Source organism: Metabacillus idriensis, assembly GCF_050483325.1.
Taxonomy (GTDB): domain Bacteria; phylum Bacillota; class Bacilli; order Bacillales; family Bacillaceae; genus Bacillus_P; species Bacillus_P idriensis_A.
The window spans coordinates 25,380-47,342 of the sequence record NZ_JBCMYF010000001.1 but is presented as its reverse complement, the minus strand read 5'-3'; the positions used below and the strand labels follow the sequence as shown (position 1 = coordinate 47,342).

26 protein-coding genes and 1 riboswitch are annotated in these 21,963 nt (G+C 41.8%); of the genes, 12 read left to right on the top strand and 14 right to left on the bottom strand.

The features are described from left to right. The first annotated feature begins 97 nt into the window (after positions 1 to 97). Positions 98 to 1,339 (top strand): helix-turn-helix domain-containing protein, encoded by a 1,242-nt coding sequence (locus ABEQ24_RS00250; RefSeq protein WP_430004884.1) that lies wholly within the window; start codon positions 98 to 100, stop codon positions 1,337 to 1,339. Between the two features lie 677 nt (positions 1,340 to 2,016). Here ABEQ24_RS00250 and ABEQ24_RS00245 read toward each other — a convergent pair. Continuing rightward, positions 2,017 to 2,541, bottom strand: a complete 525-nt coding sequence (locus ABEQ24_RS00245; RefSeq protein WP_430004883.1) for a dihydrofolate reductase family protein — start codon at positions 2,539 to 2,541, stop codon at positions 2,017 to 2,019. A gap of 92 nt (positions 2,542 to 2,633) precedes the next feature. On the opposite strand from ABEQ24_RS00245, the gene ABEQ24_RS00240 reads away from it, so the two are divergent. Beyond that, entirely contained in the window at positions 2,634 to 3,569 is a 936-nt protein-coding gene (locus tag ABEQ24_RS00240) for a helix-turn-helix transcriptional regulator (protein WP_430004882.1), read from the top strand. Positions 3,570 to 3,594: 25 nt separating this feature from the next. Here the strand turns inward: ABEQ24_RS00240 and ABEQ24_RS00235 are convergent, their stop codons facing one another. From ABEQ24_RS00235 to ABEQ24_RS00210, 6 genes are all read right to left on the bottom strand, one after another. After that, positions 3,595 to 3,969: a DUF948 domain-containing protein gene (locus tag ABEQ24_RS00235; RefSeq protein ID WP_430004881.1), complete on the bottom strand. Its 375-nt coding sequence runs from the start codon at positions 3,967 to 3,969 to the stop codon at positions 3,595 to 3,597. Positions 3,970 to 4,049: 80 nt separating this feature from the next. Next, positions 4,050 to 5,264: a threonine synthase gene (locus ABEQ24_RS00230; RefSeq protein WP_430004880.1), complete on the bottom strand. Its 1,215-nt coding sequence runs from the start codon at positions 5,262 to 5,264 to the stop codon at positions 4,050 to 4,052. Positions 5,265 to 5,378: 114 nt separating this feature from the next. Further along, on the bottom strand, positions 5,379 to 5,828 hold the full coding sequence (locus ABEQ24_RS00225; RefSeq protein WP_430005271.1) for a YfmQ family protein: 450 nt from the start codon (positions 5,826 to 5,828) through the stop codon (positions 5,379 to 5,381). Between the two features lie 194 nt (positions 5,829 to 6,022). Next, positions 6,023 to 7,207, bottom strand: coding sequence for a cystathionine beta-lyase (gene metC / locus ABEQ24_RS00220; protein ID WP_430004879.1), 1,185 nt, complete (start codon positions 7,205 to 7,207; stop codon positions 6,023 to 6,025). Next, positions 7,194 to 8,318 (bottom strand): methionine biosynthesis PLP-dependent protein, encoded by a 1,125-nt coding sequence (locus ABEQ24_RS00215; RefSeq protein ID WP_430004878.1) that lies wholly within the window; start codon positions 8,316 to 8,318, stop codon positions 7,194 to 7,196. Before ABEQ24_RS00215 ends, metC begins: the two co-directional genes overlap by 14 nt. Before the next feature lie 169 nt (positions 8,319 to 8,487). Beyond that, a riboswitch (SAM riboswitch) is annotated at positions 8,488 to 8,617 on the bottom strand. A 72-nt stretch (positions 8,618 to 8,689) separates the two neighbouring features. Beyond that, a complete protein-coding gene (locus ABEQ24_RS00210; protein ID WP_430004877.1) occupies positions 8,690 to 9,577 on the bottom strand; it encodes a DMT family transporter in 888 nt (295 codons plus the stop codon). A gap of 169 nt (positions 9,578 to 9,746) precedes the next feature. Here ABEQ24_RS00210 and ABEQ24_RS00205 point away from each other — a divergent pair, with 169 nt between their 5' ends. The 5 genes from ABEQ24_RS00205 to ABEQ24_RS00185 all read left to right on the top strand — a co-directional run bounded on the left by ABEQ24_RS00205 (position 9,747) and on the right by ABEQ24_RS00185 (position 13,427). Continuing rightward, positions 9,747 to 10,805, top strand: a complete 1,059-nt coding sequence (locus tag ABEQ24_RS00205; protein WP_430004876.1) for a hypothetical protein — start codon at positions 9,747 to 9,749, stop codon at positions 10,803 to 10,805. 90 nt (positions 10,806 to 10,895) lie between these two features. Beyond that, positions 10,896 to 11,618, top strand: a complete 723-nt coding sequence (locus ABEQ24_RS00200) for an alpha/beta hydrolase (RefSeq protein ID WP_430004875.1) — start codon at positions 10,896 to 10,898, stop codon at positions 11,616 to 11,618. 72 nt (positions 11,619 to 11,690) lie between these two features. Further along, positions 11,691 to 12,212: a YjcG family protein gene (locus ABEQ24_RS00195; protein ID WP_430004874.1), complete on the top strand. Its 522-nt coding sequence runs from the start codon at positions 11,691 to 11,693 to the stop codon at positions 12,210 to 12,212. Continuing rightward, complete coding sequence (locus ABEQ24_RS00190) at positions 12,213 to 12,644, top strand: GNAT family N-acetyltransferase (RefSeq protein ID WP_070878339.1); 432 nt, start codon at positions 12,213 to 12,215, stop codon at positions 12,642 to 12,644. A gap of 105 nt (positions 12,645 to 12,749) precedes the next feature. Continuing rightward, the gene (locus ABEQ24_RS00185; RefSeq protein ID WP_430004873.1) at positions 12,750 to 13,427 is read left to right on the top strand and encodes a DUF421 domain-containing protein; all 678 of its coding nucleotides are present in this window, start codon (positions 12,750 to 12,752) and stop codon (positions 13,425 to 13,427) included. A gap of 184 nt (positions 13,428 to 13,611) precedes the next feature. On the opposite strand, the gene ABEQ24_RS00180 is transcribed toward ABEQ24_RS00185, so the two are convergent. Beyond that, a complete protein-coding gene (locus tag ABEQ24_RS00180; RefSeq protein ID WP_430004872.1) occupies positions 13,612 to 13,854 on the bottom strand; it encodes a hypothetical protein in 243 nt (80 codons plus the stop codon). Between the two features lie 155 nt (positions 13,855 to 14,009). Here ABEQ24_RS00180 and ABEQ24_RS00175 point away from each other — a divergent pair, with 155 nt between their 5' ends. Beyond that, positions 14,010 to 16,271: an ATP-dependent helicase gene (locus ABEQ24_RS00175; protein WP_430004871.1), complete on the top strand. Its 2,262-nt coding sequence runs from the start codon at positions 14,010 to 14,012 to the stop codon at positions 16,269 to 16,271. Positions 16,272 to 16,338: 67 nt separating this feature from the next. Here ABEQ24_RS00175 and ABEQ24_RS00170 read toward each other — a convergent pair whose 3' ends face one another. The 5 genes from ABEQ24_RS00170 to ABEQ24_RS00150 all read right to left on the bottom strand — a co-directional run bounded on the left by ABEQ24_RS00170 (position 16,339) and on the right by ABEQ24_RS00150 (position 18,351). Next, complete coding sequence (locus tag ABEQ24_RS00170) at positions 16,339 to 16,593, bottom strand: stage VI sporulation protein F (protein ID WP_430004870.1); 255 nt, start codon at positions 16,591 to 16,593, stop codon at positions 16,339 to 16,341. 320 nt (positions 16,594 to 16,913) lie between these two features. Then, a complete protein-coding gene (locus ABEQ24_RS00165) occupies positions 16,914 to 17,036 on the bottom strand; it encodes a YjcZ family sporulation protein (protein WP_430004869.1) in 123 nt (40 codons plus the stop codon). 91 nt (positions 17,037 to 17,127) lie between these two features. Then, positions 17,128 to 17,343: a hypothetical protein gene (locus ABEQ24_RS00160; protein ID WP_430004868.1), complete on the bottom strand. Its 216-nt coding sequence runs from the start codon at positions 17,341 to 17,343 to the stop codon at positions 17,128 to 17,130. A 115-nt stretch (positions 17,344 to 17,458) separates the two neighbouring features. Continuing rightward, positions 17,459 to 17,599 carry a hypothetical protein gene (locus tag ABEQ24_RS00155; RefSeq protein WP_430004867.1) on the bottom strand — a complete coding sequence of 47 codons (141 nt, stop codon included), beginning with the start codon at positions 17,597 to 17,599 and terminating at the stop codon, positions 17,459 to 17,461. Positions 17,600 to 18,030: 431 nt separating this feature from the next. Beyond that, positions 18,031 to 18,351 (bottom strand): hypothetical protein, encoded by a 321-nt coding sequence (locus ABEQ24_RS00150; RefSeq protein WP_430004866.1) that lies wholly within the window; start codon positions 18,349 to 18,351, stop codon positions 18,031 to 18,033. 213 nt (positions 18,352 to 18,564) lie between these two features. Here ABEQ24_RS00150 and ABEQ24_RS00145 point away from each other — a divergent pair, with 213 nt between their 5' ends. Together ABEQ24_RS00145 and ABEQ24_RS00140 are read left to right on the top strand one after the other, a co-directional pair. After that, a complete protein-coding gene (locus ABEQ24_RS00145) occupies positions 18,565 to 19,281 on the top strand; it encodes a hypothetical protein (RefSeq protein WP_430004865.1) in 717 nt (238 codons plus the stop codon). A 128-nt stretch (positions 19,282 to 19,409) separates the two neighbouring features. Next, positions 19,410 to 20,207 carry a hypothetical protein gene (locus ABEQ24_RS00140; protein WP_430004864.1) on the top strand — a complete coding sequence of 266 codons (798 nt, stop codon included), beginning with the start codon at positions 19,410 to 19,412 and terminating at the stop codon, positions 20,205 to 20,207. A 58-nt stretch (positions 20,208 to 20,265) separates the two neighbouring features. On the opposite strand, the gene ABEQ24_RS00135 is transcribed toward ABEQ24_RS00140, so the two are convergent. Next, a complete protein-coding gene (locus ABEQ24_RS00135; RefSeq protein ID WP_430004863.1) occupies positions 20,266 to 20,616 on the bottom strand; it encodes a DUF1360 domain-containing protein in 351 nt (116 codons plus the stop codon). A gap of 149 nt (positions 20,617 to 20,765) precedes the next feature. On the opposite strand from ABEQ24_RS00135, the gene ABEQ24_RS00130 reads away from it, so the two are divergent. Both ABEQ24_RS00130 and ABEQ24_RS00125 read left to right on the top strand, forming a co-directional pair. Next, entirely contained in the window at positions 20,766 to 21,044 is a 279-nt protein-coding gene (locus ABEQ24_RS00130; protein ID WP_191556263.1) for a hypothetical protein, read from the top strand. A gap of 47 nt (positions 21,045 to 21,091) precedes the next feature. After that, positions 21,092 to 21,883, top strand: coding sequence for a HipA family kinase (locus ABEQ24_RS00125; protein ID WP_430004862.1), 792 nt, complete (start codon positions 21,092 to 21,094; stop codon positions 21,881 to 21,883). The last annotated feature ends 80 nt before the right edge of the window (positions 21,884 to 21,963 follow it).

Genomic DNA, 21,963 nt, shown 5'->3' with positions numbered 1-21,963 from the left:
TACAATAAATTATCAGAAATGTACAAATATTTAATATATTATCTATTTCATGTATACTAGTACTAGAGACATACTGTAAAGGAACGGGGAATCAAGCGTGTACAACGTTACATTCATAGTGGAAGATACAGCTGAAAAAGAAAAAATGACAACATGGATACAGGAAGAACTAGAGGATACCCCGGACGTGAATGAAGACAGCAGCAACACCTCACTAATAATAGCTGTCGTCGAAATCAGAAAGTTATTTGACTGGGTCAAAATTCACCGTCTGCAAAAAAAGCACCATGACTGCATCATCTTCCCGCTTCTGGATCCATCTATGCTGAAAACATCTCCAATGGCCATCGAACTGCAGCTGCAGACTATGCTTGTGAAACCTGTTAAAAAACATACCTTCATCAAAAGTTTAAGAAAAGTCATGACATCAAACAAAAATGAAAGCGCAGTCATAACGAATTACGGTACGATTTATCAGCAGCTCGAGCAGGACCGCGGCACAGACGCACGCCTTCTTCCTTTTCAAGAAGCTTTTCTTAGGAGACTGCTCCGTGCCGAAGTGAAATCAGAAGAAGAGCTGTTTGCTGCACGATCCTATCTTTCTGATGAAACAGTTCCAAATGCGGTTTGCTTCATACAGGGATTTATTCACAATCAAAGCAGGGAAAATGCAGAAGCGGCTCCTCTTCTCATCCAGTCAGTCTTTAAACATCTCTTATCACAAGTGAACCAGCAGCCTTCTTTTCTCGCTTACAAAAAACATTTGCTCATGCTTATCCAGGTTCCGCATGGCATATCATCCATCAGGAATTGGCAGGAAGGCGAAAGCAAATTGCTCCAGGCGATAGAGCTTCTGAAAAAGAAACATGGCATTCATTTATACATAGGAGTCGGTTCCATTTACAGAGAGCCCCTGCTTTTATCCCACTCTTACCGGGAAGCACGCAAAGCAAGGCGCACCCCTCATTACAACCGGCTCTCGCTTCGATATTTTGAAGAAATAACCAATAACCCGCAAATCAATACGTGCACAAGCTATATTGCCCAAAACTGTCAAAAAGAACTGACGACTAAACTCGTAGCTGACCAAATCAACATCAGCGTTCCGTATTTCTGCAAACTCTTCAAAAAAGAAACCGGCCGCAGCTTTGTTGAATATGTCACCTTCGTCAGACTTCAGCGCGCCGTCTGGATGCTCAGGCATACGGATCAGACAATTGAGCAAATTGCAGATGAACTCGGCTTTAACACCCCGAACTATTTCAGCACAACCTTTAAAAAATACGTGAGCATCACCCCGAGTGAATATAGGCTGACGGATGAGATACTGTTTGTATAGCGAAAAGCGGAACCGACTGGTCAGACCCGACAGACAGATAAGAAATCACCCGAAAAGTCCGGGTTTGACTTTTTGGGGGATTTTGTTCTGGCCGAGGGGCTAGGAGGTGGAGCTGGACAATACGAAAAGCGGAACCGACTGGTCAGACCCGACAGACAGATAAGGATCCAGCTGAAAAGGCACCTTTTGCCCTTTCAGACGGATCCTTTTTTGCCCAGGGACCAGGAGGCGGAGCGGGACAGCACCGAAAAACGGAATGGACCCGTTATTCTGTAAGAACATACCAGATTATCACACGGTTTTTCCTGCATAATCTTTGATTGAAAAAATCAAAATAGTCATCATATCTAATCGTAAAGCAGCGAATGCATGAGCCGAGCGGATAACTTCAATTCCGGCAAGTTACAAAATTGTCGGTATCGAAACGAATTGATGGGGTTTCCATTTTAATTGGAGGGGTTTTGGAATTAATTCATGGGGTTTTCGAATTAATTGGAGGGGTTTCCCTATTAATTGGAGATTTTGTTCCGGCCGAGTGATCAGGAGCCGGAGCTGGACAACATTGAAAAGCAAAAGAGGCAGGACTACGGCGAGTAATCCCAAATAAATAAAGAAAAAAGCAGGCAGGAAAAACGATGTTTTTCCTGCCTGCTTCATTTTATAGCCGGACAGCCGTTTCATGCATTCACATAATGATTCTGTACAAACTCCCCATATTCATTGCTGCTTTTAAGCTTTAGTTTGATCTCAGGGTTCATTGTCTTAAAAAGCGGGATTCCGTCGCCTAAAATAATTGGAGCAGTCGTGATGATGTACTCATCGACTAAATTTTTTTTCATAAAACTGTCCAATAACTCTGATCCCCCAACAAGCCAGATATCCCTTCCATGCTGTGATTTTAATTTTTCAGCAAGCACTGCAGGGTCTTCCATTGTAAAATGAAGATCTGGACTCGTGCTGATTTCTTTTCTTGTAAATATATAGCTTGTTTTTCCATCATACGGATACTGATTATTGGTTAAAAGAAGAACATGGTCATACGTTTTTTTTCCCATCATGACCGTATCTATGGATTCAATAAATTCACTATAGCCATTGTCCCCCGCACCCTGGACCTCATTAAGCCAGCTGATATCCCCATCCAGACGGGCTATATATCCATCAAGACTAATTGCAATAAATAAAACGATCTTTCTGCTCATATTCACGCCTCCTTTAGTAGAAATGATTGACTTTCGCTTTTATGTTAACAGATAATGACGACAGAAACCGTCATGTTCAGAAAGGAAAAAACATGTCAAAATTTCAGCGATTATTCAGTATCCTGTTTTATATCAACCGGAAAAGGAAAGTAACGGCAGGCGAATTGTCTAATGAGTTTGGGGTATCTGCCCGCACGATCCAGCGCGATTTAGCCGAGCTTGAAGAATGGGGCTTGCCTCTTTATAGTGAACAGGGACCTCACGGGGGATACACTGTTATGAAAAATAATATCCTTCCACCGCTCTTCTTCACTGAAGACGAGGGTCTTGCCCTCTATTTTTCATACGAGTACATGATGCACTACCAGACCCTGCCCTTTCAAACGGATATGAAGGCCGCATCCGATAAACTTTACTTATCATTCAATGAAACAAGCAAAAAGAAAATAGATGAAATAAAAAATCACATTTCCTTTTTAACGCCGCCCCAGAAAATTTATGCCCCTTTATTAAATGACATTCTGGGCAGCGCGGTCAGCCATTCAAAAATTGAGATAGAATATGAGGGAAAGAATGGGAAAGCTATTCGCAGCATTTTTCCTTATGGCATTTATGCATCTAATGGATTATGGTATTGTCCAGCCTACGACTACAGCTCTCAGGATCACCGGTTATTCAGAGTGGACCGAATCTGCAGCGTGAAGTTAATAGGTGCAGAAGAATCTATGAAAACGAACCTATCTGTATGGCTTTCTAAAACGGAACAGCGGGAACAAATTCCTTTAAAAGTCCAATTGACGAAAAATGGAGTGAGGGAATGCAGGAGCCTGCCATACCTTGCAGATTATATAACTCAGCATCATGATGGCACTGGGACTATTTCTGCCAAAATGCCAATTGATGAAATCAGCTTTATGGCCAGGAACTTTTATTTGCTTGGAGGAGACGCTGTTGTTAAAGAACCGCAGGAATTGATTGAGATGATCTTATCGCATGCCAAAGCTGTTCAGGATCAGTATAAGAACTAAAAAAATCCCCCTGTGCGGGGAATTTTCATTTCAGCTTAATCTTCACTTCGCGAGTTGGCGCCTTTTCGTTTTTCACCGGCGGAAGTCCATATCCATAGCCGGTTGCGGCCTGTTTTACAGTGTTAGTCACACTGTGAATGACCTCCCCCATATCCTGAGCAGATTCAAGCAAGGGTTCTACCGTTTTCATTTTGCTTTTTACATCAACAGTGATTTGATTGGCAGAGTGAATCAAATCCTCAGCCTCTCCCGATAAATCATGAACAGCCTTTCTTACTTCAACAAGTGTCTCATTTGTTTCTTCGAGGGTAACCATTCCGCGTCTTAGCGTTTGAATCAAATACCCAACAAGGCAAATAAAGGCTAACGCAGCTCCGACAGCACTTAATTCGATTAACATATTCCACCTCCGCGGCCGATTATGTACAAGACAGGCTGTACATTGATAAATTATATGATTCGGCCGCGCAGAGTAGAAGCTTATAGTTTCAGTCTATCATCTTTTCCGAGCACCGGTGCGTCAGCACGTACGGTTTCGGGATATTTAATTCCTTGACCTGTATTCAGGCAAACCACGGTGTCATCTTCCTTAATCCAATTTCTTTCTTTTAAAATACGTGCCGCTGCAAAAGTCGCCGCTCCCTCAGGACAAATAAAACAGCCTTCTAACTCAGCAACTTTTGATTGCTCCGCATGAATCTCTTTTTCAGAAACAGCTATGGCATATCCGTCCGTATCATAAATCCCCTGAAGAACAAGAAAATCACCAATCGCTTTTGGCACATTGATGCCAAACGCATCCGTCTGTGAATTTTCCCAGAACTCTGATTCGGTTTTCCCTTCTTCAAATGCTTTTACAATCGGTGCGCATCCTTCCGCCTGAACAGCAACCAGGCGGGGAAGCTTGTCCTTGCTGATCCACCCAAGCTCCTGCAATTCAAGGAGAGCTTTGTAAATCCCGATTATGCCCACACCCCCGCCTGTCGGGTACAAAATAACATCAGGCACGCTCCAGTTCAGCTGCTCCGCAATTTCATACCCCATCGTCTTTTTCCCTTCAATCCGGTATGGCTCTTTTAACGTGGAAGCATCATAAAAACCTTCTTCACTGACAAGCTGAGCTACCACTTTGCCGGCATCGCTGATCAACCCGTCAATCAAATGAAGATTCGCACCGGAAATTGCCGTTTCTTTTCTAGTAATTAGAGGCGCGTCCAATGGCATGATAATATACGGCTCCATTCCGGCCCTTGCTGCATAAAGAGACCACGCAGCACCTGCATTGCCGTTTGTCGGCATCGCAAATGTTTTCACACCCAGCTCCTTCGCTTTTGATATGCCGACAGCAGCGCCACGCGCCTTAAAAGAACCAGTTGGAATCAGACCTTCATCTTTCATAAGAAGATGCAGAATACCCATTGTCCTGCCGATTTTGTCCATCTTAAGCAGCGGTGTCATGCCCTCTCCCATTGATACAATATTGTCCGGATTTTCTACCGGAAGGAGCTCATGATATTTCCAAAGGCTGTTTTCTCGTTGACTTATCTCTTCTTTCGTCAGCATTGATTTCACTAGATCCAAATGATAGTTTACAAGCAAAGGCGCTCCGCACGCGCAAAGCTGCTGAATCTTCTCAGCTGAATACTCTGCCCCGCATTTTGGGCAGCTTAAATGTGATAGATAACTATATTTCATGAACAAATCCCTCCATAATAGAAAAAAGCCCCTAACAAATAAACGTTAAGGGCCTTCGGTTTTTCCGATCAGCTTATGTATAGAAAGATAGCGCATATTTTTAGAATAGTCAAACTACACTATTCCCTCTGATCCTCTATTCGGACGGTTTTGCAGGCGATCAGAAAGCAGGCTGTAGGCTGCTATTTTCTTTTTGAACCGTTTTACTACATATACGTGATCTTTGTAACTGTATACAAAGATCCTAACATCTTTTTTTCCTTTTTTAGCATCAATGACAATTGGAGTCCCGCCGTTCTCAGGATGTAAAAATAAATTCTCGTTCCCCCGATAAATATAATATTTTTTAATAAATACAGCTTCGTTAAAATCATTAATAACTTGTATTTTCCCTTCATCTTTTAAGGATTTCCCATTAATGGTTACTGTAGAATTTGAGGCACTGAGTTTTGAATGAACCTCAAATTTGCTGATAAGCCAATCGACACTAAAAGTTGGAAGACAAGTCATTACTATTTTTATAGCACTCATTAGAATTAACGAAATTAAAACTGCCAAAGTCATATTTTCATCACCTTTACTTTCATTACTTCTTTTCATTATTCGTTTTCTAGGGGGCCGACAATATTATACATTTAAAAACCCATGTAATAACCGTCCAATTTGGAAAAATTTTGACCATCCATTTGATTGTAGTCTCCCGAAAAGAATCCCCTGCAAAAAAAAACGACCCCACATTGGAATCGTCCTAAACTCTATCAAGCTCTCAACTTATTATTTGCATGCGCAGGCAGCTTCGCCAAAGCCTGCTCAAAATCTTTGATTAAGTCGTCTGCATCTTCGAGGCCGACGCTGATGCGCAGTAAACCATCCGTGATTCCGCGCCGCTCCCGCTCTTCTTTCGGCATCGCCGCATGCGACATTCTTGCCGGGTATGAAAGAATGGATTCTACTGCTCCGAGGCTGACCGCGAATACCGGGAGCTCCACACTTTTGACAAGTGTGCGGACCGCATCTTCATCAGCCAGTGTGAACGAGAGCACGGCACCTGGTCCGTCCGCCTGGTAACGCTGTATCGAGTGCCCAGGATGAAACGTTAGTCCAGGGTAATACACATGACGGACAGCTTTATGATTCGATAAATATTCTGCGAGCTTCCGGGCAGATGCGGATGATTGCTGAAGTCTGACGTTCAGTGTCTTGATTCCGCGGAGGACAAGCCAGCTGTCCTGAACGCCTAGTACCGCACCGAACGCATTTTGCAGTTTTCCAACTTGTGCAGCGAGCTCTGCATCCTTTACTACTGCAAGACCTGCAAGCACGTCACTGTGTCCGGCCAAAAACTTTGTTGCGCTGTGAAGCACGATATCGACCCCAAGCTCAAGCGGGCGCTGCAGGACTGGTGTTAAAAATGTATTGTCTAAAAAGGTTAAACAGTTATTTGCTTTTGCAAGTTTCGCAATACCCTGAATGTCGGTAATTTTCAAAAGCGGATTAGACGGTGTTTCCACGTAGATCACTTTTGTATTCGGCTTGATGTGCGATGCCACTTCGTGCAAGTCGGTCATGTCGACAAAGCTGTATTCAATGCCGAATCTGCTCAATACATCTGTGATGATCCGGTATGTTCCCCCGTATACATCTTCAGTGATTAATACGTGATCCCCTTTTGACAACAATAAAAAACAGGTTGATATGGCTGCCATTCCAGAAGCAAAAGCAAATCCTTTTGTGCCGCCTTCAAGTTCAGCAATGGTTTCTTCTAATGCCTCGCGCGTCGGGTTTCCCGATCTGCTGTAATCAAATTTACCGTAATCATCAAAGTCAAATTGGTGAAAAGTAGAGGAATGATGGATCGGCACGCTTACCGCCCCTGTTTCTTTTTGCACCTTTTGACGATTGTGGAGCAGTTTCGTCTCGAATTTCCAATCACCGTTGCTCAACTTTCTCCGCCTCCTTCATCAGTTCAAATGCCTGTGTTAAATCTTTTTCTAAATCTCCTGCGTATTCAATGCCGACAGAAAAACGCAAAAGCCTGTTGCACACGCCGTTTGCCGCGCGAATCTCTTCAGGAATATCCATATGTGTCTGCGTCGCCGGATATGTGATAAAGCTCTCCACTCCGCCTAAGCTTTCTGCAAATGTAATCGTCTTTAAGGCTTTTAAAAATGGATTCACCCATTCTTCCTTCTGCAGCCTGAATGAAAGCATTCCGCCTTTGCCAGGATAAAGCACATCTGTCACCTCAGACTGATTTTCAAGAAATGCTGCAAGCTGACCTGCATTTCTCTCATGCTGATTCATCCGCAGGGCCAATGTTTTCATTCCCCGGATCAAGAGCCAGGAGTCAAAAGGCGAAAGCACTCCTCCGATTGCATTGTGATGCTGGGCAAGCTCTTCGCACAGCTCATGCCCCTTGGCAACAACCAAACCTGCGAGAACATCATTGTGCCCGCCTAAATATTTTGTGGCACTATGGATCACTATGTCAGCACCTTCTAAAATCGGTGTTTGCAGAATCGGCGTATAAAACGTGTTGTCGACGATCAGCAGCAAATTGTTTTCTCGGGCTATTTTCGCAATCTTGCTGATCTCTGTTTCCTGCATCAAAGGATTTGTCGGGGTTTCAAGAAAAATGGCCTTTGTGCGTTCATTGATCAGCAGCTGCGTACAGTCCCCGTCTTTAAAATCGGCGTAGTGAAAAACAAGGCCGTATTTTCTCCATTCACGTTCGAATAATCGGTAGGTACCTCCATACAAATCAGAGGATACAATGAGCTCATCACCGCTTTTAAACAAGGCCATCAGCGTCTGAATCGCTGCCATTCCAGAACTGAAGGCATAGCCCTGATCGCCATGCTCAAGCTCTGCAATGGCCTTTTCAAGAATCTGCCGCGTCGGGTTTCCGGTGCGGACGTAATCAAATCCAGTAGACTCCCCAATCCCATTGTGCCTGTATGCTGTAGAAAAATAGACGGGCGGATTCACGGTTCCCGTTGCGTTTTCACTTCGATTTCCAATTTGAGCTAAGATTGTTTCAATGCGTTCTGACATTTCCAACACCGTCCCATAATAATTTCTGCAAGTTTTTTCACCATTTGTGTGTTTTCCTTATGACTGCCATTTCATCTTATTCAGCAAGAAAGCTTCATCTCATTAATATATAAACAAAAAACGCCTTCCTCATTTAAGAAGAAGACGTTGATACATGAATGATTGCTTCCCCTTATCTCCCAAGCTTATTACCTGCGCTTGCTGGATTTAGCACCTTGGTTCGAACAGAAAGTTTCTCCGTTCTTTTCCGGTTGCTGAGATTTCACAGGGCCAGAACCCTCCATCTCTCTGGATAAGAATAAATAGTATGAACTTTTTGAATTGATTGTTTTTATAACCTTATCTCATAATCAAATATTTTGCAAGGCTTTTTATGAAGATTTACGGTTTACGATCATCACCCCGGCAATAATCAGAAGACCTCCGGCCACGCTTGCCTTCAAAATCGGTTCATGCAGCAATATGACTGCTGCAATCACAGTTGCAAGGGGTTCAAAGTACAGAAAAGATGACACTTTAGTTGCCTCCATGACTTCGAGCGCTTTGCCCCAAAACCAGTATGCGGCTGCAGAGACAAAAATTCCGAGAAACAGCAAATGAGTCCAGTTTTCCGGTGTCAGGTAGGCCATCTGAACAAAGCCATTATTTCTTAAAAAGAAAGGAAGTGTCATGATAAAGCCGAAGAAGCATGTATAAAAAGTAACTGTCAGCGCGGGATATGGAATTTTCAGTTTTTTTATCAGAATTGAATAAACCGCCCAGTTTAATGTACTTAAAATCATCAGCAAGTAACCAATGTTAGCGTGAAAAGTTATAGACCCGCCTTGTCCATATGAAGTAATGAAAAGAACGCCGAGTACAGCAATTGTCATGCCCACGGCTTTAAAAAGCGTAAATGTTTCTTTCAAAAAAAGAGTGGCCAGAACAGCTGTGAAGATCGGGGAAAAAGAGATGATCCATCCCGCATGCGATGCCTGAATAGACTGCAGGGCTGCTGCTTGAATCACCTGATGAACAAAGATGCCAAGCACTGAAAGAATAAAAATGGGCGGAAGATGAACCATCTTCATTTTAAATGGCTGCCGAAGGAGCAAAAGAAGGAAAAATAAAAAGACCGCAGCAATGCAAAAGCGCAAAGCAAGCAATGTAAAAGGTTCTAGCTGACTTAAAACAGCTTTCGTTGAAACAAAAGATATTCCCCAGAAAGAAATAGCAACGGCTGCATAGATACTTGCTGTCACATGAACAGATTTCCTCATTTTCAGGCATTCGCCTCCCTCGCATCGGGCTTGTCTTCATATAAGGAATATGTACTGAAGAATAGAATTATGCCGCGTCCTGAAACTGTCAAAAATCGCTCAAATCAACTGTCTTTTTTTTACATGTTTTCATGATATATTTATCCTATAAGTGAAAGGTGGCGATTGAATGACACATTCATTAACCAAACCAAAATGGGTTCTTTTTGCAGTCCTGGCACTTCTAATTGCCGGATCGAATGCCGCGCTCTACCGATTTCCTTTCATGCAGCCTGTTCCGCAGGGAGCCGTTATTGGTTCTTTGCTTGACTTACTGGTTGTCATACCGCTTTTAACCTACTTGTTTATCATAAGAAACAGGTACTCCCTTACCTATCTGGTTCCTGTCATCTTAGCCGGTTATGGATTTGCCCGCTTTCTCATTCCTGCTCAGCAAATGGAAGCTTTCTCCTTCATTCCGTGGCTGCTAATTGCTTGTGAAGCTCTAGTTTTACTCACGGAGATTTTTATTCTAATTCTCTTTATCATGAAACTTTCGCGAATCATTGGGGATTACAAGGTGAATACTGACTTCCCATTCTTTTTTCCAAAAGCTAACGCAGCATTTGAAAAGCATGTGCCTTCAAATCGTATGATGGAAATCCTTTTTACGGAGATTTCTATTTTCTACTATGCATTCTTCAATTGGCGGAAAAAAGCCCCTCAGCATGCAGGCGTTTATTTCACCGCTCACCGTCAAACAAGTGTTATTGCCCTGAATATCATGCTGATCCACGCCATTGTCCTTGAAACAGCAGGATTTCATTTTCTACTTCATTCGTTTAGTCCCGTTCTTTCATGGGTATTGCTTATTTTAAACAGCTATGGTGTCCTCTTTATTCTCGCCGATCTTCAAGCCATCAGGCTGACTCCGTACAGACTGACGGATCAGAGCTTATACCTTCAGGCTGGAATCTCTAAACGGGTCACCATTCCGCTTCATTTAATAAAAGAAATCAGGGACAATGATTTCCCTGAAAAATTAACGAAAGAACAAGAAAAAACCGTTCTGGATTTGAGTCTGCCTGATTTCACAAAAGCAAAACCGGCCATTAAAATTGTTTTAAAAGAAGCTGTTGCCGCAGAGCTCATGTATGGATTCAAAAAGCAATCAGATGTCATTCTTTTAAATGCCGATGAAGTCCGCAGCTTTATAGAAGATGTTTCAGCAAAAATCAATCGCCCCTGAAGCAAGAATTTTGCCGCAATTCATGCTAAAATGAATGGAAGCGTTTTTAAAAATGGATGTGATTCGTCCATCATCTTTGGGGGTATCGTGATGACAGCAAAAGCAGGAATTGTAAAAGAGACACTGCTTTATTCAAAGGAATTAGAAGAAGAAATAACGCTCCTGATTTATTTGCCGAAGAATTATTCGCCACTTTATAAGTACAGTCTGATCATTGCACAGGACGGTCAGGATTACTTCAGGCTCGGGCGCATCCCAAGACAGACAGAGGAGCTGTTAAGCAGGAAAGAAATTGAAAATGTGATCATCGTCGGCATTCCGTATCGTGACGTGCAGGACCGCCGTGATAAATATCATCCGCAAGGGTCAAAGCAAAAAGCCTATATTCGCTTTTTGGCTCATGAAGTAGTTCCCTTTTTGGACAAGGAGTTTCCAACCTATCAAATGGGTGCCGGAAGGGCGCTGATAGGAGATTCACTTGCTGGAACTGTCTCTTTTATGACGGCTCTGACTTATCCAAATACGTTTGGAAAAGTCGTGATGCAATCACCATTTTCAGATGAAGCTGTTCTGCAGATGGTGAAGGATTTTTCTTCCCCTGCTCTATTATCGATTTATCATCAAATCGGCACGAAAGAAACTGAAGTAAAAACGACAGATGGTGCCGTTTTGGACTTCCTCGCTCCAAACAGGGAACTGCACGATGCCATTAAAGCTAAAGGAATTCCAGCCGTATATGAAGAGTTTGATGGCGATCATAAATGGACATACTGGCAGCCGTCTCTGAAAAAGATTTTAAAAACAATGTTCTAATGGTCTCATATGCTTCAACCCTTAAATTTTGATATACTATGAATACATATTTATATATGGGAGGGAACCATAATGAAGTACGGAATTGCCATTTTTCCATCAAAAAAACTGCAGGATTCAGCTAACTCTTACCGAAAGCGCTATGATCCCAATTATGCATTGATTCCGCCTCACTTGACGCTTAAACAGCCGTTTGAAGCGACAGATGAGCAAGTAAGGGACATTTCAAGAGAGCTGCGCCAGATTGCACAAAAAATGCAGCCGCTCTCACTCTCAATTAGAAAGTTCAGCTCTTTTTCACCAGTAAACAATGTCATTTATCTTAAAGTGGAGCCGACAGAAGAAATCCTGAATCTGTATGATGCGCTGCACGGCGAATATTTTTCAGATATTGAGCCGGAATATGCTTTTGTTCCGCATATCACGATTGGTCAAAAACTGTCTGACGATGAACATTCAGATGTGCTTGGCCGCCTGAAAATGACAGATTTTCAGCACGAAGAAACCGTTGACCGCTTTCATCTCCTTTATCAGCTGGAAAATGGATCTTGGACGGTATATGAAACATTTCTGCTTGGAAAGGAAGGACTGTAAGTGATCGCAAGAATTGTAAAGTCAGATGAAGAATTGCAGGACGCCTATGACGTCCGCACAAAAGTGTTTGTAGAAGAACAGCAAGTTCCAGAAGAAGAGGAAATCGATCAATTTGAAAGAGAAGCCTCTCACGTTGTTTTATATGACGGAGACAAGCCTGTTGGCGCAGGGCGTTTCCGCATCCTGAACGGCATCGGCAAAATTGAGCGCATTTGCGTGCTTCCCGATTACAGGTCTAAAGGCGCAGGCAAAATCATCATGGAAAAACTTGAAGAGATTGCAGCCTCAAAGGAAATGCAGACATTAAAGCTGAATGCACAGACACATGCAGAGCCTTTCTATGAGAAGCTTGGCTATAACACCATTTCAAAAGAGACATTTTTGGATGCAGGCATCCCTCATGTAACAATGGTTAAAGAAATTAAATTCTAAAAGCAGCGATTTCCGCTGCTTTTTATTTTTCCTTCTTTTCTTTCTCAATAAAAACAGCCTAAGCTGCACATGCTAAATTCATCTAACATGAGACAAGGTGACGTTATGGAATTTGTGCATACAGGTCTTGATTTAATCATCGGTTTTTTCGGTTTATTTTTCTTAACGAGAATATTAGGTAAAACGCAAATCACCCAAATTACAACATTTGATTTCATTTCTGCTCTAGTACTTGGAGAGCTTGTAGGAAATGCCGTTTTTGATGATGATACGGGAATACTTAAAATACTCTTCGCCATCACAGTATGGGGAACACTTATTTATCTACTTGAAATCATTACACAAAAGTGGAAAAAAACAAGAGCATTCCTAGAAGGAAGACCGACTATTATTATTCATCATGGGGAGATATTACGTGAAGCTTTAAAGGGATCTAAACTAGACATAAACCAGCTGCAGCATTTAGTAAGGGCAAGAGGTGCATTCTCCCTGAGAGAGGTGGCATTTGCTGTTTTGGAAACTGACGGGACAGTAAATATTTTAAAAAAGCCAAAGTATGATACCCCGACCCGGCACGATTTTCAAATGGAGCCAAAAAGAGCGATTTTGCCTTTTTCCATGATTCTCGATGGGGAAGTCTTGCTTGATAATGTGAAAGAAGCAGGCTTTTCAGAGGAATGGCTTCAGGCAGAGCTAAGAAAACAAAATATAAAGACCTACAGAGAGGTCTTATACGCTGAATGGCTTGAAGGGGATGGGCTTTTTTTGCAAAAAATGAATTAGCACTTAAAATACTTTCATCTGCAGCACATAAGATGACATCCGTTTTATGCCAACCTGCATAAGGCTTTGACCGTGGAATATCATCACCAAATAGGTGCTCCCTTTCGTTGTCTTTGCATCGATAACAATAGGAGCACCGTTAATTTGATCCGCTTCATGACATACCTCTTATTGACTAATCTTCTTAAATGGATTCGTTAAACAGGTGTCCATTTCCTGTCATTTTTTTGAAATACAGCTCCCTCACCTGTTTTGTTCGTTTTGCCTGACCTTGCATACTGGCAAATTTATTTTCTTCTTCTGCTGATCTGGTGTTAAGCTGGATTCGCGCGGCACTTGATAATTCTGCATAATCCTGCTTGTGCTTTATCATCCGGTTGGCATACTGCACATACTGATCTAACTGAATTGGTGCTACGTAACTCATCTTCATCACCCCTGTCAGAATCTATTCCCATTATTTCGTGCTCTAAAACGAATCTTCCTTCCTCTTTTTTGTTTTGCTTCCTTTTGATAAGATAGAGTTTGTGTCTTTATCTATAAAGATACGCATTTCATTTGTAAATTATGGGAGGACTTTCGTTGATTTGCGGAAAATTTAAAGATGAATTTATACAGCTCCCTTATTTGGCCAGAGAACGGTTTCAGCAGCTCTATGAAGCAGGCCTTCATGGAAAAGTGACATGTGCGTGCTGCAATCAGCCATTAAAGCTATACTTGGGCATCAAACAAAAACCTTATTTTTATCATGCTGATCATGCGGTACATGAGCAATGTGAACAATACAGCGAAACAATCCAGCAGGCTGCTGCCTCAAAAGAGATCGTTTATAAAGAAACAAACGGTTTCCGCATGCCTGCCCAAAGAGCCATTGGCGGAGATGAACCTAAAAAAGAAACAGCCTGGAAGCCTTACCAGCTTGCGAAACTGGGGCAATCACCTTTGAGGGCTAGAGTAAAAACGGCTGCAAAAAGCATTTTGGAAGTCAAGCTTGATGATACGCAGCTTGAAGCTGTTACTACGATTGATGGTCCGCTTCTTGTTCTCGCTGGCGCCGGGAGCGGCAAGACACGCGTTTTAACCACACGCGCTCTTTACATGATGGAGGAACAGCAAATAAATCCCGGCTCCATCATGCTTGTCACCTTTACTTCAAAGGCAGCTCAGGAAATGAAGCACCGCCTGAATGAACATTCGGTTTCGCAAGCTTCAGGCAGACTTGTATGCGGAACGTTTCACAGTATTTTTTATAAGATTCTGCTTCACAATGATCAGGAAAGGTGGAACGGCCAGCACTTGATTAAATGGGACTGGCAGAAAGAGCAGTACATAAAATCTGCCGGACGCGAACTTGGTCTGGATGAAAAAGAGTTTCCATACGATCAGGCCCTGCAGCAGATCAGCTTCTGGAAAAATACATTTCTTTCAAAGCGTGACATAAAGCCTGAAACAGAATGGGAAGAACAAGCCTTATTTTTATACGAAAAATATGAAGAAATGAAAAGTGCTCAGAATCAGTTTGATTTTGATGATATGCTGATTAAATGCTACGGGTTATTACTTGAAAATCCCGATCTGCTTGCCCAATATCAAAAGCGGTTCCGCTATTTTCTCGTGGATGAATTTCAGGACATTAATCCTGTTCAGTATGAGCTTTTAAAAATGCTGTCATCCCACACAAATCAGCTTTGTGTTGTCGGTGATGATGATCAATCCATATACGCATTCAGGGGAAGTGATCCTTCTTTTATTCTGAATTTCAAAAATGATTTTCCTGACGCGAAAATTGTGACGCTTGCAGAAAATTACCGGTCAAGCCACGAAATTGTTTCAAGCGCCAATTCGGTCATTTCTAAAAATAAACAGCGCCATCAAAAAGCCATGAACGCACAATATCAAAATGAAGCACCTCCTCTGTTCTTTTTTCCACATGATGAAGAAGAGGAAGCCACGCTTGTTGTGAATGACATGAAGGAAAAGCTTGAAACCGGAGCAAAACCAGGTGAGTTTGCCGTTCTGTACCGGACACATACAGCCGGCCGTGCAATTTTCGAACGGCTCGCTCAATCGAGCATCCCCTTTACAATTGAACAGGAAGGCCTCTCTTTTTATGAAAGAAGAATGGTTAAGGGGCTGCTTGCATACTTAAGACTAGGTATGAACCCTGACGATTCTGCTGCCATCGTCCATGTGATGAGCGCTCTTTTTATAAAACAGAGTGCCCTGAACGACTTGAAGGCTTTTTCCATCACACACGACTGCACATTCGTTGAGGCGCTGACCAAACTTGAGTCCCTTCAGCCCTTTCAAAAAGCAAAAATCAAGCGGATTGTGCCGATGTTTGCAAAGCTGAGAACACTAAAGCCTGCAGCTGCCATTGATATGATTGAAAAAGATATGGGGTTCTCCGACTTTTTGAAAAAGCGGGGCAATGAAGGGAACGCCATTGAAAAAGGCTCGGACGATCTGAAAGATTTAAGAGTGCTTGCCAATAAATTTGATACGGTCCCAGAACTTCTGGAGCATGTCGAGCATATGACAGCCAAATCGAAAGAATGGAAACAAAAGCGGGACCCTCATGCCGTTCAGCTGATGACTGTTCACCGGGCGAAGGGTTTAGAATATGAACATGTCTATATTTTAGGAGCAGTAGACGGAGGCCTGCCGCATGATTTCGCGCTGGACTCCTTCCGAAAAGGCGATGAAAAGCCAATCGAAGAAGAACGCCGCTTAATGTATGTCGCAATGACACGTGCGAAATCTTCCCTGTCTGTATCAGTTCCTCAATACAGACGGGGTCGAAAAGCCATTCCATCACGCTTTATCAGAGGATTGATGGTTTAAGGTTCAGAAATCAGCAAATACCTCCAACCTCATAAATGGCCTCTCCAAATCTGGAGAGGCCATTTTCTTATTTCTTATTAATCATTTTAGAAATGGTTCCAAAGTCCATCTTCTCTTTTCCATTCACAATGCTGTTTACGATTTTGTCTTCCATTTCTTTATTAACGGGCTTATTGGCAATTTGGGAGACGCGGCGAATGACTCCGCGGACGGTTTGTTCATCTTTGAAATTGGCATTTTGAAGGGAGTTTGCTAGATCTAATACTTCCTTCATATTTACGCCTGTTTTCTTTTCAAGATTTTTAAAGAAGTGATTATCCATGTTTGTTGCCTCCTTTACGATGATATATTCTATGAAGCTCTTGATCTGTTGTGCCTATCTTATTTTAAAAATACTGCGTGCGAATGAAGTTTTCAGACTGCTTTATGATTTTTTCTCTGGCTGGAACCGTATTTTTTTCAAGACTGTTTTCTCATAGATTAATGGTTTTGATTAGAAATGCTGTCCGTTCCTTTCCGCTACAATCCACTATTGATATATAAACATTTGGTCTAAAAGGAACAACGTTTATAAAAAGGGCTTAAAAAAGGAAAGTACGGACACTAATGCCCGTACTTCCTATCCATTCGATTTCGTTATGCTTAGTTATAGAAAGAAGCACCCACGATGATCAATAAGATGAACAATACTACGATTAATACGAATGTTGAACCGTAGTAGCCGCCTTGGTAACCGCCGCCGTATCCACAATATCCGTAACCCATATCTTAGCCACCTCCTTCTGCCTTTCGTCTATACATCTTATGTCAGTTGTACCTGTTTGTTTGGACAGATTGAGTAGGTTAGTGCGGAAATTTAAGATTTTAGATGCTTTTCCTGTGCTTTCATCCATCTTTCCACTTCATTTGCCATCTGCTCCATACGCCCTTCAAATTTGCCGGCTGAGGAGTCCAGTGAATCTAAGTCCTTCTCTTTTTCGTTCATCCATTTCGAATGCTTTTCCTGGATCTCATCATGGCGGCCATAAAGCCCATCAAGAAACTTTTCGAATTCCCCGCTTAACTTTCCCAAGCCACTCACCTCTCTAAATACCTTATTCAACCACATCGCAGTTTGCCAATTTCATGAGGAAGAAAAAAACCCCCTGTGGAAACAGAGGATTTTTTCATATATTTAATGTATAACCCTATCCTTTAACAATCTTCTTTTTCTTGCCGCATCCGCAGCCTGCCTTCAGTGTATTGCCGGATGACTGCTTATATTGGGAAGACCCAAACACCACGACTGAATTTGAACTGGCGGATTTTGTTGATTTTTTATATTGCATCCTAATCCTCCCTTTCTGTTACTACTCATACAGTATGTTCATTACCAAAACTTTGACTTCAGCGAAAGAACTAATTACAAAAGCGGAGGCGCCTGGTTAGCGCAGGCAGACAGATAAGGATCCGGCAGTAAAGGCGCTTTTTGCCTTTACTGACGGATCCGTTCTGGCCGAGGAGTTAGGCGCCGCAGCTGGACACCGCGAAATGCGGAACCGACTGTTTAGACCCGACAGACAGATAAGAATTCACCTGAAAAGTCCGGTTTTGACTTTTTAGGGGAATTTGTTCTGGCCGAGGGGCTAGGAGGTGCAGCTGGACACCGCGAAATGCGGAATCGCCCGTTTAGCGCAGGCAGACACATAAGGATCCGCTCTGACGATTAATTGCTGCGATAAATAAATCTACATATAATACGAAAAACAGAAAAGAGAAGTTACTCCTTCTGCCCCCCATTATCTTTTGCTGCTTGACTTTTCAAGTTGCTCATAAACCATGAGTCAAACTTCTCTGCTGTTTCGTGCTCAGCTTTATCTATTTCATTGCTGCTTTTCGTGAGCAATTCAAATAGAACAAGATTTTCCCCTTCTAAACGCTTAAGCTTTTCTTTGAGAATGTTATTTTCCCTTCTAATTTCATTATATGTGCCATTCTCTTCATAATCGAGCAGCTGTGCTTTTGTATGCGAAAGCTCCCGCTGCAAATAGGCCATTCTCGCTTTAAGTGTCTTTACACTTTCCGTTTGCTGATTTGTCACTCTTTTCCTCTCCCTCCATATACTTAAATTATTCCCTTACTAATAAGAAATTCAGACTTCCTTGCATTTATGCAGGAAACTGACATTCACCTAAAATTCCGCTCTTATCACGGCACACAAATTGGGAAAAAACATACTATACATTAGTCCCGACACCTAATGTATCTGTTCATTAAAATGGACGGGAGAAATTAAGATAGGAGGAAAACAACAGTGAGTCATCATTCTCGTAAAGAAAAAGTTTGTATTAAGACGCGTAAAGTGTACGACTGGGTTACTCGTCCGGTAGATCTGCCATTAATCAGCGTTAATGACAAAGAACTAGATAAATTATTTGACTGCGGAGAAAAACATGATAAACATGATGATCTTTGTAAATTCTTAAAACACAAGGTGAGATCAGGCGATTTAACAGTAAATTGTTTCCTGAGTGATAAGGATGGCCGTAAAATTGATCCTAATTCAGGCAGCAGATCATTCCTTTGCCAGGAAATTTCGCCTTCTGATAAAAGAACAGATGTAAAAGTAAATCTTCCGCACGGCGATGAAGTGACATTGCAAAAAGTGAAAGTTCTTGTAAAAGGCTTCGTGACAGTTGAAGTTTTAGATGCAAACGACAACGTTCTATGTGAATCAAAGCCGATTCCATTCGCTACGGCACAAACTTTTATTCTTTGTGCACCAGAAGGTACAGAGCTTGATTGTCATATTAACTTCTTTGAATGCGACGCAACTTTAGTCTGCACAGACGTGTTCTCACAATTAGATGTATCCATTACATTCTGCTTAGATGTTCAAATGGAAGCTAATGTGAAACTTGAAGTGGAAGCTAAAATCTGCAGACCGCGTGATGAGCTGACAGAAGCAATCAACGCATGCGACAATAACAAATTCCCGCCGCAATGCCCGGATATCTTCCCAGTACACTAATACCTTTAAGATGGCTGCTGTAACATGCAGCCTCTTATTTTTTTGCTTTTTTATATAAACCAGTTGAAATGATTTTCAGTTGTTTCTCATACATATGCTTTAGGGAGTTCAGAAAGGAGCGGCAAAAGATGAAAAAGCAAGAAGGTCCTCATTCTGCAGAACGCCTCATTCAGCTTCAGCAGCAGATTCTGCATTACCGTTCTGAACTAAGCCGCATGCAGAAGCTTGTAAATGATGCAGAGAATCAGGTAAAAAAAGAAATCATCCGCAACCAGTATTTGCAGGAAAAATTAAATGAAGCTCTTCATACTCATACTGAACAATACGAAAAAGAAGTCTTTCAGCTTGAAAAAAAAGTACTTAAACTTGAAGTGGCCCTTGAAGAAGAAAAAAAACGCACAGCGGATATCCGAAAAAAAATGCTGATGCAGGAAGAACAAACAAAGCCAGCTGTTATTGAACCTGTTTTTCAAGTCAGCTCCTATTTCCAGGCGTCTATTTTCCTTCCTCAATCAGAAGATGACAATCTCTCTGTATTTGGAGATTTCATTATAAAAAATACAGGGAATCAGCCACTTCAGCAGCCGATTATCTGTATTCAAATTTCCCCGCTTCAATTCGGATCATTAAGCGGAAAAATCATTATGCAACGTAAAATGGATGACACCAAAATCTATGAGGATGCTCCAAGCAATCATTGGAAGCATGTTCATGAAAATTGGCGAGAGCGAATTCGCAGCGAAAATCAATACTGGCTTCAGCCAATAACCGAAACTCAAATCAATCCAAATGATGATCTTATTTTTTCAGGTTTCGAAATTTCCTTCCCTATACCCGGCAAACAGCCAATATCGGTAAAAGGATTTGTTTATACGAAGGAACTCCCTATGGGTGTTTCCTCACTCAATCATCTTTCTATCCAATAACAAACAAAATAGAAATGGATAAAAAGTTTCAAAAAAAAGAGTCTAGCAATAGACTCTTTTAAAATGTTAATTTTTCTATGATAGACTCAACGATTGCCGCACATCCTGCAATGGCCAATATAAGTATGAGAGGAGCTGCCTGATCTGTCATATATATATAGATAAAATACAAAAAGGCCGATGTCCAAATTCCCGTGCACCAGTAACAGCTGAGCAATTCACCAATCCATTTCTGCAGCCCCGTGCCCTTTATTTCAATGTAGGAAAGTTTACTTCCATCCGGCAATACTTCTTCTGCTTCCCTGTGGAAGGGCCTTCTGATAAATGCGGTTATTCTATCATAAACAAGCAATCTGGTAAGCCGGAAGCTCGCTAAAAACAGCAGGATAAAATCGATCCATCCAATCATACAGGTCTCCTTCTTCGCTTAGATAATGATACATTTTATGAAAGCATTCTTCGTTTATGACCGAAGTTAATGTTTACTGGTCAAATATCCATACTTTCTGGGGAGATGCAACATATACTGGTTAGTAAATCAAATTGAAGGAGGATCTTATGAGTAAATTACAATTTTCTGGTGAAGGCGGATCCACGCAGCCTGTCCAAGAGATACTGATCCAATTAACAGAAGGCACTGAAGTCAATGTACATGCCGGTGAGAAAATTTATTATGAAGCCTCTTTAATTTCTATAGATATTGAAGGTGAATGCGCCCACTTTATGATTGACCGTTTTTACGAGCACGGCGGATCACAAAAGTCTTTTTCTTTCAATGAAATTACAGGACTGGATCTGCCTGTATCTGAAAAGAACATTGAAGGGGAGGATGAATAAAGTGCGGACGTTAAAAGTTTTTCTAAAATGACAGGGGGAATGGATGCTTGTCAAAAAAAGAAATTGTCCCAGTTCAATATGTAAGGACATTAGAAGGCCACTATGCTCATCTGTTTTTATTCAGTGATAATCAAAAATATGTTGTAAAATTTCATCATGTTCGAAAATACCGCAAACGCGAAGTTGTCAATGAATGGCTTGCTGTTAAGCTTGCACAGCTTCTTGATCTGCCTGTATTAAACATGAAAATTGTTGACATGCCAATAGATTCCCTTGGAGATATACCTGCTTACCGTCACTCATCCTATAAAACAGGAAAACACCTTGCAATCCCGTTTCTTGAAAATGCTTTCTCTTACTCTGAACTTAGTGAACTTCCGCATAAAGATAATCTAGTAAACTTTAATAACCTCACAGGCATGCTAGTGTTCGATCAGTGGATAAATAACAATGACCGAAGCAGAACAAACCTCCTGTTCGAAAGGAATGAGTGCGGGGGTTATCATTTCTGGATGATTGACCACGGCAGATGCTTTCCGGGAATGTATGAATGGAACGAAGAAACACTCATTCAGGATCCCTTGTACCGGGTTAAAATGCCTGTATATAAATGGGCAAGTTCACTTGTTCGAGATCCCTCTCTGCTGTTTGCTTTCAGTGAAAAAATCATGACCATTAAGCAAGATCAAATTTGGAATGTACTCAAAGAAATACCTCCTGAATGGGATGTAACGGAGATTGAAAAAGAAAAAGTGCATGCGTTTTTAACTAGAGGACAGCTGAATGAACTGCCAAAATTGGTTATTGAAGCAAACAGCGAGTACTTCTGCACCTTTTGAGGTGTTTTTTTGTTGCGGCTGCAAACTTTAATGATTCCATGTCTTCCCTTACCTGCAGAAGAAATATAAAAAACGCAGCC